The organism is Corynebacterium sp. KPL2850, from assembly GCF_040225855.1.
GTDB lineage: Bacteria > Actinomycetota > Actinomycetes > Mycobacteriales > Mycobacteriaceae > Corynebacterium.
This window is the reverse complement of sequence record NZ_JBEHFV010000004.1, coordinates 1-13,407: the sequence shown is the minus strand read 5'-3', so window position 1 is coordinate 13,407 and position 13,407 is coordinate 1. Positions and strand designations below refer to the sequence as shown.

General features: G+C 58.9%; 14 protein-coding genes and 1 pseudogene. 9 read left to right on the top strand and 6 right to left on the bottom strand.

The window, feature by feature from the left end; genetic code table 11:
* A complete protein-coding gene (locus tag ABRP93_RS02150) occupies positions 1-1,068 on the top strand; it encodes a D-alanine--D-alanine ligase family protein (protein WP_349886715.1) in 1,068 nt (355 codons plus the stop codon).
* A 14-nt stretch (positions 1,069-1,082) separates the two neighbouring features.
* Here the strand turns inward: ABRP93_RS02150 and ABRP93_RS02145 are convergent, their stop codons facing one another.
* Positions 1,083-1,982: a DUF3515 domain-containing protein gene (locus ABRP93_RS02145; RefSeq protein ID WP_349886714.1), complete on the bottom strand. Its 900-nt coding sequence runs from the start codon at positions 1,980-1,982 to the stop codon at positions 1,083-1,085.
* Here ABRP93_RS02145 and ABRP93_RS02140 point away from each other — a divergent pair.
* The 8 genes from ABRP93_RS02140 to ABRP93_RS02105 are packed head-to-tail and all read left to right on the top strand — an operon-like array spanning position 1,930 to position 9,158.
* Positions 1,930-2,967, top strand: a complete 1,038-nt coding sequence (locus ABRP93_RS02140; RefSeq protein ID WP_349886713.1) for a thiamine-phosphate kinase — start codon at positions 1,930-1,932, stop codon at positions 2,965-2,967. The two genes, ABRP93_RS02145 and ABRP93_RS02140, sit on opposite strands and share 53 nt — an antisense overlap.
* A 2-nt stretch (positions 2,968-2,969) precedes the next feature.
* A complete protein-coding gene (locus tag ABRP93_RS02135; RefSeq protein WP_349886712.1) occupies positions 2,970-3,608 on the top strand; it encodes a uracil-DNA glycosylase in 639 nt (212 codons plus the stop codon).
* Positions 3,609-3,618: 10 nt separating this feature from the next.
* Positions 3,619-4,971 carry a DAK2 domain-containing protein gene (locus ABRP93_RS02130; RefSeq protein WP_349886711.1) on the top strand — a complete coding sequence of 451 codons (1,353 nt, stop codon included), beginning with the start codon at positions 3,619-3,621 and terminating at the stop codon, positions 4,969-4,971.
* A 2-nt stretch (positions 4,972-4,973) separates the two neighbouring features.
* Positions 4,974-7,100, top strand: a complete 2,127-nt coding sequence (locus ABRP93_RS02125) for an ATP-dependent DNA helicase RecG (protein ID WP_349886709.1) — start codon at positions 4,974-4,976, stop codon at positions 7,098-7,100.
* 19 nt (positions 7,101-7,119) lie between these two features.
* The gene (locus ABRP93_RS02120) at positions 7,120-7,332 is read left to right on the top strand and encodes an acyl-CoA carboxylase biotin carboxyl carrier protein subunit (protein WP_023026491.1); all 213 of its coding nucleotides are present in this window, start codon (positions 7,120-7,122) and stop codon (positions 7,330-7,332) included.
* Positions 7,333-7,926, top strand: coding sequence for a 16S rRNA (guanine(966)-N(2))-methyltransferase RsmD (rsmD, locus tag ABRP93_RS02115; RefSeq protein ID WP_023026493.1), 594 nt, complete (start codon positions 7,333-7,335; stop codon positions 7,924-7,926).
* Positions 7,927-7,941: 15 nt separating this feature from the next.
* On the top strand, positions 7,942-8,415 hold the full coding sequence (gene coaD, locus ABRP93_RS02110; protein ID WP_005280301.1) for a pantetheine-phosphate adenylyltransferase: 474 nt from the start codon (positions 7,942-7,944) through the stop codon (positions 8,413-8,415).
* A complete protein-coding gene (locus ABRP93_RS02105; protein WP_349863064.1) occupies positions 8,412-9,158 on the top strand; it encodes a TSUP family transporter in 747 nt (248 codons plus the stop codon). Before coaD ends, ABRP93_RS02105 begins: the two co-directional genes overlap by 4 nt.
* 28 nt (positions 9,159-9,186) lie before the next feature.
* Here the strand turns inward: ABRP93_RS02105 and ABRP93_RS02100 are convergent, their stop codons facing one another.
* The 5 genes and pseudogenes from ABRP93_RS02100 to ABRP93_RS02080 all read right to left on the bottom strand — a co-directional run.
* Complete coding sequence (locus ABRP93_RS02100; RefSeq protein ID WP_349886708.1) at positions 9,187-9,951, bottom strand: amino acid ABC transporter ATP-binding protein; 765 nt, start codon at positions 9,949-9,951, stop codon at positions 9,187-9,189.
* Complete coding sequence (locus tag ABRP93_RS02095; RefSeq protein ID WP_023026500.1) at positions 9,951-10,904, bottom strand: amino acid ABC transporter permease; 954 nt, start codon at positions 10,902-10,904, stop codon at positions 9,951-9,953. Before ABRP93_RS02095 ends, ABRP93_RS02100 begins: the two co-directional genes overlap by 1 nt.
* Positions 10,897-11,784: an ABC transporter substrate-binding protein gene (locus ABRP93_RS02090; protein ID WP_349886707.1), complete on the bottom strand. Its 888-nt coding sequence runs from the start codon at positions 11,782-11,784 to the stop codon at positions 10,897-10,899. Before ABRP93_RS02090 ends, ABRP93_RS02095 begins: the two co-directional genes overlap by 8 nt.
* A complete protein-coding gene (locus tag ABRP93_RS02085) occupies positions 11,784-12,620 on the bottom strand; it encodes a DUF368 domain-containing protein (RefSeq protein WP_349886706.1) in 837 nt (278 codons plus the stop codon). Before ABRP93_RS02085 ends, ABRP93_RS02090 begins: the two co-directional genes overlap by 1 nt.
* A gap of 492 nt (positions 12,621-13,112) precedes the next feature.
* Positions 13,113-13,407: pseudogene (locus tag ABRP93_RS02080) on the bottom strand (integrase core domain-containing protein); the annotation flags it as partial.

The following is a 13,407-nucleotide window of genomic DNA, read 5'->3' as shown; positions in this document are numbered from 1 at the left end:
ATGACTGAAAAGACCCGCGTGGCCGTCCTTTACGGTGGCCGCAGTACTGAGCACTCCGTGTCCTGCGTATCCGCAGGCGCGATCATGAAGCACCTCGATCCGGAAAAATTCGAGGTAGTGCCCATTGGCATTACGCGCGAGGGTACGTGGACACCCGGTGATACCGAGGGGCTAGAAATCGTCGATGGCGTCATGCCAGAGGTCAAGCGCGGCACGGAATTGGCGCTGTCTGCCGATCCTTCGCGCAAGGGTGAAATCCGCGCGATTAATGATGGATCGTTGTATGCCCAGGTCGACGTTATTTTCCCCATTCTTCACGGTCCCTATGGTGAAGACGGCACCATGCAGGGGCTTTTTGAGCTTTCCGGCATCCCCTATGTGGGCCCTGGCGTATTGGCCTCCTCGGTAGGAATGGATAAGGAATTTACCAAGAAGATTCTTTCTGCAGCGGGCCTGCCGGTGGCACCCGAGGTTATCGTCCAAGGACGCACGGAATTAACCGCGGAGGAAAAAGACAGCCTCGGTCTACCGGTTTTCGTCAAACCTGCCCGCGGGGGCTCTTCGATTGGGGTATCCAAGGTGAGCGACTGGGCAGATTTCCCAGAAGCCGTGCGCATTGCCTTGGAAGACGATGACAAGATTTTGGTAGAGCCAGAAATCGTCGGCCGTGAGGTAGAGGTCGGCGTGCTGCAATACCCGGATGGCGAGCTTATTGCTTCGGTGCCGGCCCTGCTCAAGGGCATCGATGACTCCGATGAGGGCTTCTACGGATTCGAGACTAAGTACCTAGATAACGTGGTCACGGCCCAGATTCCCGCGCCTTTCCCGGAAGAGCTCACGGCGCAATTGCGCGATATGGCGATTCAGGCCTTTAAGGCGCTCAACTGCGCCGGCCTTTCCCGGGTGGATTTCTTTGTCACCGAAGAAGGCCTGTATATCAATGAGGTCAATACCCTGCCGGGATTTACCCCGATTTCCATGTACCCGCAGGTGCTGGCGGCCTCTAGCGTGGATTATCCCACGCTGCTTGAGGTGCTCATCGCCCGCGCCCAAGCACGCACCGCGTAAGTCAGGGGCTGGCATTACCTTTCTGGAATGTGCTTCGCGGTGATATCGCTTAGGGCCACCAATGCTGCCTGCGCGGAATCCTGCGGGGCATGTAACGCCAGGTAATTCTCGCGGCCTAGCGCAAACCAAGTTCCCGCAGTCGTGCCTTGCGCCAAGGTAGTGTCCTCAAACCAGGCGATATCGTTGACCTGTTGGAGCTGCACGCCTGCCTCGTAATTTTCCGGCTGGGCGATGCCACAGCGCGCGACGATGTCCTCGTGCCCCTCAGAGCTCCACACGTAGGTGTCCTTGTCGTCTACATCGCGGCGGTGGTAGCCATCCGCAATCTCATCCGGTAGCGCCTTCTCCACCGCGGCGCAGCGGTCATTTTTGGCCGGTTTCAGATCGCGCAATGGGGCAGGGTGGGTCTCCGCTGGCTTATTCTCCAGGGTAGAAACGGCTTCGTTGAGGTCCTTCGGCTCTTCGTCATTAAAGGTCGTTACCGCCACGACGGGAAAGCGCTGGGTCGAATACCAGGTAGAAAGGTTAGAGCCAGATGTTGCGTCCTTGACCTTGAACCACTGCTCACCATTGATATCTTGCGTGGTGGAGTAATCGGTGTACTGGAAGGGCATGGCAACACCACAGCGCGCCGTTACCTTTTCCTGGGAATTGGCGGCCCAGGCGGCAACGCCGGCGGGAACGGGTTCCGCAACATCGGCGCGCGGTTGACCCATGGCTTCATCGGGAAGCGCATGCACAAAGTCCGTGCACGCCTGCGAGTTGGCCTCGGGGGAATCCACCGGGGAGACCGCCACGGGGGCCTTGGCCGTGTTTGTGAATACGTATTTCGCGCCGAAAAGGACCGCTAGAACCATCACTATGGACAACCCAAGTGAAATGAAGATCGCGGTGCGGTTAAATTGGGATGTCATAGGGGCTCATTTTATCGAAAGGATGCCGGTGAACTTAAGTCAGACTCTCGCGGACGTGGGGGAGCAGGCGGTGATTCGAGAAATCACCGCGGCCGCTCCCAGTAGTTTGAATGGCGATGACGCTGCTGTGCTTTTCGCGGCACCACCTAATTCACGCACGGTGGCCTCTACTGATCTGATGGTAGATGGCCGGCACTTCCTGCGGGAATGGTCCACTCCGCGCGAAATTGGCAAAAAGGCCATCCTGCGCAACTTCGCCGATATCGAAGCCATGGGTGCGCGCCCAGTGGCGGCCCTTTTAGCTATCGCTGCACCGAGCGACACGCCGGTGAGTTTTGTCAGGGGCGTGGCCAAGGGCATCGCCGAGCATTGCTCTTTTTACAACGCTGAGCTGGTGGGCGGGGATATTACGAAATCAGACCTGCTGGTCATCAACATCACCGCCATTGGCTTTTTGGGCGGCAGCCGGGCAGCTTTGACCCTTGATGCGGCGCGTGCGGGACAGAAGGTCGTGGCCCACGGCGAGATTGGCCACGCCGCGGCGGGCTTGTCCCTACTGCAGTGCTTTGGCCGCGATCTGCCGGCAGAGCATGCGGATTTATACCCGCTTATTGATGCCCAATGTGCCCCGTGGCTCAGCCCCGGCCGCGGCGTTATAGCCCGCGCCGCTGAGGTCACGGCCATGACCGATAATTCCGATGGCCTCATCCAAGACTGTGGAACCATGGCGCAGCGCTCCGGGGTACACATCGATTTGGACGCCGATGCCATCCAGCCCGATCCACTCCTGCACGCCGCTGCTGCCGTCCTCGATTACGATCCGTGGCAGTGGGTCCTTGCCGGCGGCGAGGACCATACGCTGATCGGAACCACCACAAAGCAGGCGCCTTCAGGTTTCCGGGAAATCGGCACCGTCTCGCGCGGAAGCGGCGTTACAGTAGATGGCACACGTCCCCGTTATGCAGAAGGGTGGGCAGGATTTTAGATATGCACCCGACCTATCACCCCTCGTGGGAACCGGTTCTCGCGCCGGTGCTGGAGCGCCAGTGGCCACGGATTTCTCAGGCGCTGGACAACCAGGACTACCTGCCGCCGGCTGAAGACGTATGTAGGGCATTGCAGATGCCGCTTGACGATGTCCGCGTGCTCATCGTTGGCCAAGACCCCTATCCTACCCCAGGCCACGCAATGGGGATGGCCTTTTCCACCAAGCCTGGGGTCAAACCCCCGCGCTCCTTGGTCAATATTTACCGCGAGCTGTATGACGATGTGGGCGTTCGCGGGCGCGAAGACGGCGATCTGAGCGCCTGGGCTGACCAGGGAGTATTGCTCCTCAACAGGGTGCTGACTGTGGCGCCGGGGCAGGCGGGCTCCCACCGGCGCATTGGCTGGGAAGAGGTGACCGAGGCCGCCATCCGCGCCCTTAACCGCACCCCGATGGTGGCCATTTTATGGGGTCGCGATGCCCAAACCTGCGAGCGCTTCCTCCCCGATGTGCCCTGCATTACCTCCCCGCACCCGTCGCCGCTTTCGGCCAGCCGCGGGTTCTTTGGTTCCCGCCCATTTTCCCGGGCAAACGCCCATTTGCGCGACCAAGGTGCGCGAGAGATAGCGTGGAACTTGTAAACTATTGCGCATGTCATACCCCAGCACGCTGGACGCTCACGGATTGCGCAATTGGGCGCACCGCGCCGTAGGCGAGCTTTCCCATCGGCGCGCCGCAATCAATGCGCTCAACGTGTTTCCGGTGCCGGATTCAGATACCGGCTCGAATATGGCGCACACCATGGAAGCCGCCGTCGCCGAGGTGGAAAAAGGCGACGGCGACGTTGCGGCCGCGCTAGCCATGGGGGCCGTGCGCGGGGCGCGGGGAAATTCCGGAATGGTCCTCTCGCAGGTCTTGCGCGGGGTCGCGGAGGCCACCGTGGATTCCACCATCGATGGCGCCATCTTTGCAGCTTCGCTTATGCATGCGGTAGAGCTCGTGGACCGAGCCATTGCGGAGCCGGTGGAAGGAACGGTCATTACCGTATTGCGGTGTGCGGCAGAAAAGGCGGAGCACACCGCGCGGCAACCCGAATCTAGTTTTCACGGCGTCGTAGCGGAGACGATTTCGGCAGCCCAGAAAGCCCTTGCGGAAACACCCTCGCAGCTGCCAGAACTGCGTGCAGCCGGGGTCGTGGATGCAGGCGGTGCCGGTTTAGTCATCCTTTTAGAAGCCCTCCTTGCAGAAATCGAGGGCACTACCAGCCACGCAGCCGAATCCATGGAAGAGACCGTCACTGAACTCGAGGTGGTCTTCTTTTTCGAAGGCGATAGCGCGGTACTGAAGGAGAAGATTGCCCCCTTGGGCACGAGCCTGGTCATCGCGCAGGCAGGAGAGGATAGCGCCTCCATCCATATCCATTCCACCCAGGCCGGTGAGGTCATCGAAACCGCCTTTGCCGCAGGATCGGTCAGTAACTTGCGGCTTGAGGCACTTCCGGAAACCTCGGCCCCGCGCGGAGACACTGGCGCCGGTCATACGCGCACCGTCTATGCCGCAGTGCCCGCCGGCCCCGTGGCCGAGCTGGTGCAGTCCGCTGGAGTTACGGTGGTCGAACCAGGAGAAACCATCCACGCGGCTGGCGAGGACATCGTCTTATCCAGCGGGCTAGAAGAACACGCAACTGCAGCGCATACCGTGGACATTTCTTCGCTTGCGGCGGGGCTTGCCGCCATCTCCGTCTATGAGCCGGATAATGCGGATACCGCCGCGGTAGTAGAATCCATGCGCGATGCGGCGCAGTCGATGCGGGTGGCGCACCCAGCGGAAGAATCTGAAGAAGCCATCGCTAAGATGTGCCGCCAGCTGCTCGCCGCAGGCGGGGAGCAGGTCACGGTCATTAGCCAGCTTACTATCTCGCAGGAAGAATTGGCGGCAGAGCTTGGCATCGACGTTGTGGCCCTGCAGGTGCCGGATATTCCCACTGAGATTGGGGTGGAATAGCGATGCTTGGCTGGCAGGATGACCGACCTTTGACTGATGTACTGGATAAAAAAGACGCCACGAAGATCACCAAAGCGCTGGGATATAAGACCTGCGGGGAACTCTTAGCGCACTATCCGCGCGATTACATTCGCCACAATCAAGACGTGGGGCTTGGCGATGCCGCCGAGGGCGATATCGTCACCGTCACCGGAACCGTAACGGGAATAACGACCCGCGATACGGGCAAGACGACCATCATCAACGTCCAACTCGATGGCCATATCATCGCCACGTTTTTTAATGCCATGTACGTCTTGCGCATGCTCCATCGCGGGCAGCGGGTGATGATGAGTGGAAAATTGAAATATTTTCGCCAGCAGCCCCAGCTACAACAACCGGATTTCGTAGAAATCGATGCCTTCGGACGCCCAGACGGGGAACTCGCCGCCTACCAGGCGCCAGCGGCGGGAAAGAAGAAGCCCCAAAAGGCAACTGGGTCCCTGCGCAACCTATCCCAATTCGGCCGACTCGATAAATTATTGCTCGAACGGGAATGGATACCGGTATATCCCGCTACAGCAAAGATCACCTCGTGGTACCTCATGGGGGCCATCCACTACGTGCTCGCGCATACCCCAACCATTAGGGAACCATTAGACCAGCAGATGATTATCAGCCTGGACCAAGCGGTGCGCGAAATCCATGAGCCCGGCGCGGCTGGCCCGCAGCGCGCGATCCAGCGCCTCAAGTACAACGAGGCGCTTTCTATTGGCCTGGTCATGGCGCTGCGCCAGCGCGATGCGCACGCGCACACGGCGCCGACGATGCCCGCCATTTTGGGCGGCTTCCGCGAAGAGTTATTGACCCACCTGCCTTTTGAGCTCACACGAGGCCAGCGACGGGTCATCACTGAGATCGATGATGACCTGTCTGGTTCCTTACCCATGATGCGCTTGTTGCAGGGCGAGGTGGGCTCGGGGAAAACGATGATCGCCACCTGCGCCATGCTGCAGACCGTCGATGCTGGGAGCCAGGCGGCGCTGCTTGCTCCCACCGAGGTTTTGGCTTCCCAGCACGCGGCCTCTATTGGCACGTCGGTGCCAGAAGGCGTCAAGGTTGTGCTCTTAACCGGCTCCATGCGGACCGCCGAGAAGCGCCAAGCCCTCCTGGATATCGTCTCGGGTGAGGCTAATATCGTCATCGGCACGCATGCCATCATTCAAGAATCGGTCGAGTTCTTCGATTTGGGGTTGGTGATCGTGGATGAGCAGCACCGCTTTGGCGTAGAGCAACGCGATAGCCTGCGCTCTAAGACGCGCGAGGGGATAAGCCCCCACGTTTTGGTCATGACGGCAACCCCCATCCCACGCACCATCGCCATGACGATTTTCGGTGATCTCGCGGTATCGACGCTCGCTGAGCTGCCCGGCGGGAGAAAGCCGATTCAATCCGCAGTGGTGGCGGAGTGGCGGCCCATATGGGTGGCGCGGGCGCTCGAGCGCATCCGCGAGGAAGTGGCGCATGGCCACCAGGCTTATATCGTCTGCCCGCGCATCGAAGGCGAGGGCGGCGTGCTTGAACTGGCGGAACAGCTTGCTGCTGGCCCGTTTAAGGGGCTGAGGGTAGATATCTTGCACGGCAAGATGCCGAATAAGGATGAGGTCATGACCTCATTTGCCCGGGGCGAGATCGATATCTTGGTATCCACCACGGTCATCGAGGTGGGCGTCGATGTTCCCAACGCCACGGTCATGCTCATCCGCGAGGCGGAGAATTTCGGCGTCTCCCAGCTACACCAATTGCGCGGGCGCGTAGGCCGCGGTGGCAACGCGTCCATTTGCCTGATGCATACGAAAGCGGAGGATAACTCGGCCTCGTATCGGCGCATTACCCAGATTGCCCAGACCTCGTCTGGGTTTGACCTTGCGGAATTAGACCTTCGGCAACGCCACGAGGGCGATATCCTGGGTGCGGTGCAATCTGGTACGCACCGGACGCTGCGGTTGCTCAACCTTGCCGATGACCAAGATATCGTTGAGCGCACTCACGCGGATGCGTATGCCATGGTCCAGCGCAATCCCCAGTTGGCCGAAGAGTTGACGCGGAATTTGAGTCAAAGCGAGCAGGAATACTTGGAGAAAAATTAAGAGGGGATAGGCTATAGGTATGAAAATCTACGCCCCCTTCGCGGGCATCGTTCGCTGCCATGTCGATGTAGGCGAGAAGATCAGCACTGGTCAAGAGCTAGCTACCGTTGAGGCGACGAAGCTGGAATCGCCCGTCGTGTCCCCAGGCCCGGGGACGATTACTCGCATAGCGGTGGCAGATTTTAGCGATGTTATTGGCGGAGACTTAATTATGGAGATTGGAGAAGCGTAAATGACGCGGATTATTGCAGGCGAAGCGCGGGGGCGGACCATCAAGGTTCCGGCGGAGGGTACGCGCCCGACCGCCGATCGCGCGAGGGAAGGCCTGTTTTCTTCGTTGAATGCCCGCTGGGGGTTCCAGGGGTCCAAGGTGCTTGACCTATTCGCTGGTTCCGGTGCCTTGGGGTTGGAAGCATTAAGCCGTGGGGCAGAAGAGGCGGTGCTGGTGGAATCGAACCCTGCGGCGGTGTCCATCATCAAGCACAACATTGGCGTGGTGAAACATCCTGGTGCCCGCGTGGAGGAAAGGAAGGTATCTACGTACCTGGCCAGTGCCCCGCGCGGCTACTTCGATCTTGTTTTAGCGGATCCGCCTTATGCGTTTGACGATGTCGCCGGGCTCATCGCCGCAATAGAGCCAGTGCTTACAGATAGCGCGATGGTGGTCATTGAACGCCACGTCGAATCGCCCGAGACCGAATGGCCAGAAGGGTTTGTGCCGACGGGGCAGAAATTAAAGAAGCGTACCTTCGGCATCGCGCGCATGGATATGGCAGTCTATACCCGTCCCGGCACCGACGATGCCGATGACACCTTAGATAACTAGAGAAAGCGATATTTTATGACCACAGCCGTATGTCCTGGGTCTTTTGACCCCATCACTCTTGGCCACGTCAATATTTTTGAGCGCGCCAGCCAGATGTTTGATGAGGTTACGGTGCTTGTTACTGGCAACCCAGAAAAGCCTTCCGGGTTATTTAGCGTGCACGAGCGCATGGATCTCATCCGCCAAAGCGTGGATTCGCGCATTAACGTGGACTATTGGTCCGGCCTGCTCGTGGACTATACCTCGCAGCACGGCGTAGACGTTTTGGTCAAGGGACTGCGTTCTTCCCTGGACTATGAATACGAGCTGCCGATGGCGCAGATGAACCGGCGCTTGTCTGGCATCGATACGGTCTTTTTGCTAACCGATGAAAAGTACGGCTACATCAGCTCTTCCCTGTGCAAGCAGGTCGCGCAATTTGGCGGCGAGGTCACCGGCATGCTTCCTGATCCGGTAGTACAAGCGGTGAAGGAAAAATACCGCCGATGATATTGGCGCTGATTATTTTTGCCGTCGTTGTCGCGGGATCCACCCTGCAACGCGTCTCCGGCATGGGGCTTGGCCTTATTGGCGGCCCCATTCTCATGCTGGTCATGGGCCCGGTAGAAGGCATCCTCGTGATCAATGTCTTGGCGGCGGTCAATGCGCTGCTCACCACGGTTACTGTCCGCCGCAATGTGAGCTGGAGAATGTTTGGACTCATCGCGCCAGTGATGATTATCGGTTCTCTCGCAGCGGCAGCGTTGATTAGCAAGATCGATACCGCAGGACTATTGATAGTGGTGGGTGCAGCGCTTCTTATCGCCTTGGCAGTGGTGACCTACGGCGGCAGATTCATCCCGCCGATGGAAGGCAAGGGACCCGCCATCTCCGCGGGCATTCTTGGCGGATTTACCAATACTCTGGCGGGAGTGGCCGGCCCGGTCATTACCGTCTACGCCCAGGCGGCCAAATGGCCGCAAGCCATGTACACGGCGACCTTGCAACCGATTTTTGTGGTGGGCGGAATCTTTTCCGTTATCACCAAGACCGCACTCGGCGCCGCGACATTTGATGGCTTGCCCTGGATCATTTGGCCCGCAGGCGTTGCAGGCATGTTCATCGGCATCTGGCTGGGATCGCGCATCGCGCACGTGGTGTCCAGGGATATCGCGCGCGCACTGTCGCTATCGGTCGCTAGCCTCGGCGCTCTCAGCGCACTGATTCGCGGCATCGTCACCTACGGTGCCTAGGGCGCGGCTGGCACCGCACGAGGTTTACCTAAAGAAGCGAGGACAAGAACTCTTTGGTGCGCGGCTGCTGTGGATTGTCGAGCACTTCAGCCGGGGTACCGGATTCAAGGACTACTCCGCCGTCCATGAAGAAGATTCTATCGGCGACCTCGCGCGCAAAGCCCATCTCGTGGGTGACCACGAGCATGGTCATACCCTGGGCGGCGAGATCCTTCATGACGCGGAGAACCTCGCCAACGAGCTCGGGATCGAGGGCGGAGGTGGGTTCATCGAAAAGCATGAGCTTGGGCTCCATCGCCACGGCGCGGGCGATGGCAACGCGCTGCTGCTGGCCCCCGGACAGCTGAACCGGGAAGTTATCGGCCTTGGAAGCAAGTCCCACCTCGTCCAACAGCTCCATGGCACGCTTCCGCGCCTTATCCTCCGGCACCTTCTTGACCTGCATCGGTGCTTCAATGATGTTTTCAATCACCGTGCGGTGGGGAAAGAGGTTGAAAGATTGGAAAACCATGCCGATATCGGAGCGCTGCTGCGCAGCTTGCTTCTCGCTAATTTCGTACAGAATTCCGTTCTTTTCGCGGTAGCCAATGAGTTCACCATCGACATAAAGGCGGCCTGCCGTGGCCTTATCCAGGTGGTTAACGCAGCGCAGGAAGGTTGACTTACCGGAACCAGATGGGCCCAATAGGCAGGCAACCTCGCCGGGCTGGACCTCTAAGTCGATGCCCTTGAGCACCTCGAATTGACCGAAGGATTTGTGCACATTTTGCGCGGAGATCATGGGAATAGTCATTAGTTTTTACCCTCCTGGATTACGGAGACGTTGCGGGGGATAGTACCTTCGGCATCGGCAAGCGCGGCAAGTTGGCGCCCGGTGAGCTCGCGGGTGGCGCCGCGCTCAAAGTGGCGCTCGAGGAAGTACTGGCCCACCATGAGCAGGGAAGTAATGACCAAGTACCACGAGGCAGCGACCATCAAGAGCGGAATGGGCTGGAAGAGGGCTGCGGAAATGTCCGTAGCGCGGCCGAAGATCTCGTGGGTATAGGGAATGGCAACCACCAGTGACGAGGTCTTGAGCAAGGAAATGAACTCATTGCCTGTCGGCGGGATGATAATGCGCATCGCCTGCGGCAACACGGTGCGCCGCATGGTCATCCACCAAGACATGCCGAGGGCCTTTGATGCTTCTTTTTGGCCTTCTGGCACCGAGGAAATGCCCGATCGCACGATTTCTGCCATATAGGCGGCCTCATTGAGGCCCAAGCCCATGACAGCCAAGAAGAAGGCATTGGTCAACACGCTTTGCAGGGAGATCTCTGTAAAGCCCAAGTTGATGGACTGGTAAATCGCAGAAAGCAAGCCCCAGAAGACCAGCTGGACATAAATCGGGGTGCCGCGAAAGATCCACAGAAAGATCCAGGAAATGGCGCGCAGGATAGGGTTGGGCGACATGCGCATCACTGCGAGGATGGCGCCGCCTACCACACCAATGATCATGGACAAGATGGTGATCGCAATCGTGTGCAGGGAGGCGATGGCGATGCGCTGATCAAAGAGATACTGGAAGTACGTGTCCCACCCGAAGGCCTCATTGCGCGCGGAGGCAATGACAAACCACAGACCAAGAATAAGTAGCACGGCCGCGCAGAGCCACCGCCAAGGGTGGCGCAGGGGCCGGGCTTCGATCTTGGCGGGTGCCTCTTGCTGTGCCGTGGGGCCGGCTGCCTCTTTGTGCTCGTTAACCATTGATGGGCCTTTCATTAATCATCGCCTGGTCTATTAATCCATCTTCAATTCCCCAGCGGGCCAAGATCTCCGCGTACTCACCGGTATCGATGAGGTGCTGGAGGGCAGCGGCTGAGGCTTTGGCCAAGTCCGAGTCCTTTGGAACCGCGAACCCGTAAGGGGAGGCCTGGAACATATCGCCTACAGCTCGCATCTTTCCCTCGGAGCGATTGACCGCCCAAGCGGTCACCGGCGAATCCGCGGACAGGGCATCGGCGCGGCCCATAAGGACGGCGAGCGCGGCATTATCCCCGGTGTCATAGGACAAGACGGTGAGATCGCCATCGCAGGCTTCTTGCTTGGGGCGCACATCGTCGGTCTCGGACACGGTGGTGCGCTGCACGGCGACGGTCAGACCGCAAGGGTTTTGGGGGTCGACCTTATTGGGGCCATCGACAAGCTCTGCCCACTGGATGCCCGCATAGAGGTGGTCCACGAAGTCGAACTCATCGCGGCGGTCGGCCGTATCCGTAAACCCGGAGGCGCCCATGTCTATCTGACCGGATTGCACAGCCGGCAAGATCATGGAGAAGTCTTGCTCCTGGGCCTGGAATTTCAGGCCCAGCACCCCGGCTACGGCGCGGGCGAGGTCGAGCTCTACGCCTTGCAGATTGCCATGGGAGTCCTTGAGCTGAAATGGGGCATAGGGCGGGTTTGTACCTGCCGTGAGCACACCGTCATCGTCGTGGTACATCGCGGCGATCTCTGGAACCTCGCTGGTTTCTGGCTCCTCCCACCCCTCTGGAGTCGAATCCTCCTCGTTGACCACGCACGCGCTCAAGGGGAGTACGCACGCCACCACGGCGGCCGTTAGTGGTCGATGATTAATCGCCCAGGGCATTAATACTCCGCCGTCCTTTCCTCGATGGCTTGCGCGTTTCTGCGGTCGACGTAGATGAAGATGGACACGATAATGGCACCGAGGATGAAGTACCCAATGATGGCGCCCGAAGAGGCGTCCTGGTCTGCACCCCACGGCCATAGGGCGCGCAGGGATCCCAGCATGAAGCCCGCCATGGCGGCCAGGGTGGGCGCGCGGTGGGTGCTCAGCAAATAGTTGAGCAATTTGATGAAGGCGGCGAGACCACACAGGGCACCCAGCGCAAAAACGCCCATGGTGCCTAACTCGCGGTCCGATACCGCGCCGATGATCGGCTGGTATAGCCCCATGGTCAGCAAGATGAGCGAGCCGGAAATGCCCGGCAGGATTAGCGCGCATACAGCAATCGCCGCGGCAAAGAAGACCATGATGAGGCTCGGGTCATCTTGCGGCTCGGAGGTAAAGCCCGTGACGATGAAAATCAGGACGGCAGCAGCGATAAACGCGATGATGGAGGAGGGGGCGGTGCGCTCCGCCTTAGACAACATGGATAGCGGAACGATGATGGAAATGACCACCATGCCTAAAAAGAGGGCGCTGGAGGCAGAGACGTTGTTGTCGACGAAGTTAGACAGGAGCGTAGAAAAACCGAAGACGGCGATCAGCATGCCGACGGCGACGGAGGCCAGAAAGGACCACTCGACCTTTTTGAAGTTGCCGGAGATGAGGTCATTGGCATTGCGGACGGCGCGCTCATAAATCCCCACGATGAGGGCGACGGTTCCGCCGGAAATGCCGGGAACCAGCTCGGCCATACCGATGAGGGCGCCACGAATGGCGTTCAAAATATAGTGCATAAATTAAAAATCTACCTGGGTATAAGACATGACTGCGGTTGACGGGCCACTCGGGGTGCCAAAAACTCGTGGCTCAAGACCGAACGGCGTGGTGTACCATCGCCCGCGGTGGTTTAAGTCTGCATATCTTTCATTACTTTAACGGTTATCTACCTTATATGAGATGGGCTTGTGCTTAAAGTCTCGAGGTAAGAACGTGTTATTTTGCAACGGCTATGCTTCTCGAGCGTTGTGTAAATATGCAATTCGTGGAAGGATATACGCACAATCGAGGCAGCAGCAAGATAAACAAGGTGGCATGACGAAACCCCGCTTCCTCCGTGGATATTTATCCGGAAGGAAGCGGGGTTGAAATGTGCCCCTGGTGAGACTCGAACTCACACCAACTAACGTAATGTAAGTGGGGTTGCCCGCAAATCGTGGACACGTAGTGGAGCTACCTAGTGGTTAGGCAGCGATTTCTTTTCTGCTGGTGGTTAGGCTGGTGTGGTTCTCGAAATCGACGGGGCTGACCATCCCGAGAGCGGAATGCCGGCGCCGACGGTTGTAGACGGCTTCAATCCAGTAGGCAACGGCCTGACGCGCAGCATCGCGGGTTGGCCAGCGCTTCCGGTCGTAGAACTTAAGTCTTAAGCGTCGACCAGAACGACTCAGCCATCGCATTATCGAAACACACCCCAGTACGCCCCACAGACTGAGCAACACCTAGATTGCGGCACACCTCCCAGAGCTTCTCACTGGTGAATTGGGTTCCCCGGTCGGCGTGAAACACCAGCCCGTCAGGAGC

Coding starts and splice junctions, on each gene's coding strand:
- ABRP93_RS02130 (WP_349886711.1), top strand. CDS start 3,619: ATGTCATACCCCAGCACGCTGGACGCTCACGGATTGCGCAATTGGGCG.
- ABRP93_RS02125 (WP_349886709.1), top strand. CDS start 4,974: ATGCTTGGCTGGCAGGATGACCGACCTTTGACTGATGTACTGGATAAA.
- ABRP93_RS02135 (WP_349886712.1), top strand. CDS start 2,970: ATGCACCCGACCTATCACCCCTCGTGGGAACCGGTTCTCGCGCCGGTG.
- ABRP93_RS02145 (WP_349886714.1), bottom strand. CDS start 1,982: ATGACATCCCAATTTAACCGCACCGCGATCTTCATTTCACTTGGGTTG.
- ABRP93_RS02105 (WP_349863064.1), top strand. CDS start 8,412: ATGATATTGGCGCTGATTATTTTTGCCGTCGTTGTCGCGGGATCCACC.
- ABRP93_RS02140 (WP_349886713.1), top strand. CDS start 1,930: ATGGACAACCCAAGTGAAATGAAGATCGCGGTGCGGTTAAATTGGGAT.
- ABRP93_RS02120 (WP_023026491.1), top strand. CDS start 7,120: ATGAAAATCTACGCCCCCTTCGCGGGCATCGTTCGCTGCCATGTCGAT.
- rsmD (WP_023026493.1), top strand. CDS start 7,333: ATGACGCGGATTATTGCAGGCGAAGCGCGGGGGCGGACCATCAAGGTT.
- ABRP93_RS02095 (WP_023026500.1), bottom strand. CDS start 10,904: ATGGTTAACGAGCACAAAGAGGCAGCCGGCCCCACGGCACAGCAAGAG.
- ABRP93_RS02100 (WP_349886708.1), bottom strand. CDS start 9,951: ATGACTATTCCCATGATCTCCGCGCAAAATGTGCACAAATCCTTCGGT.
- ABRP93_RS02085 (WP_349886706.1), bottom strand. CDS start 12,620: ATGCACTATATTTTGAACGCCATTCGTGGCGCCCTCATCGGTATGGCC.
- coaD (WP_005280301.1), top strand. CDS start 7,942: ATGACCACAGCCGTATGTCCTGGGTCTTTTGACCCCATCACTCTTGGC.
- ABRP93_RS02090 (WP_349886707.1), bottom strand. CDS start 11,784: ATGCCCTGGGCGATTAATCATCGACCACTAACGGCCGCCGTGGTGGCG.
- ABRP93_RS02150 (WP_349886715.1), top strand. CDS start 1: ATGACTGAAAAGACCCGCGTGGCCGTCCTTTACGGTGGCCGCAGTACT.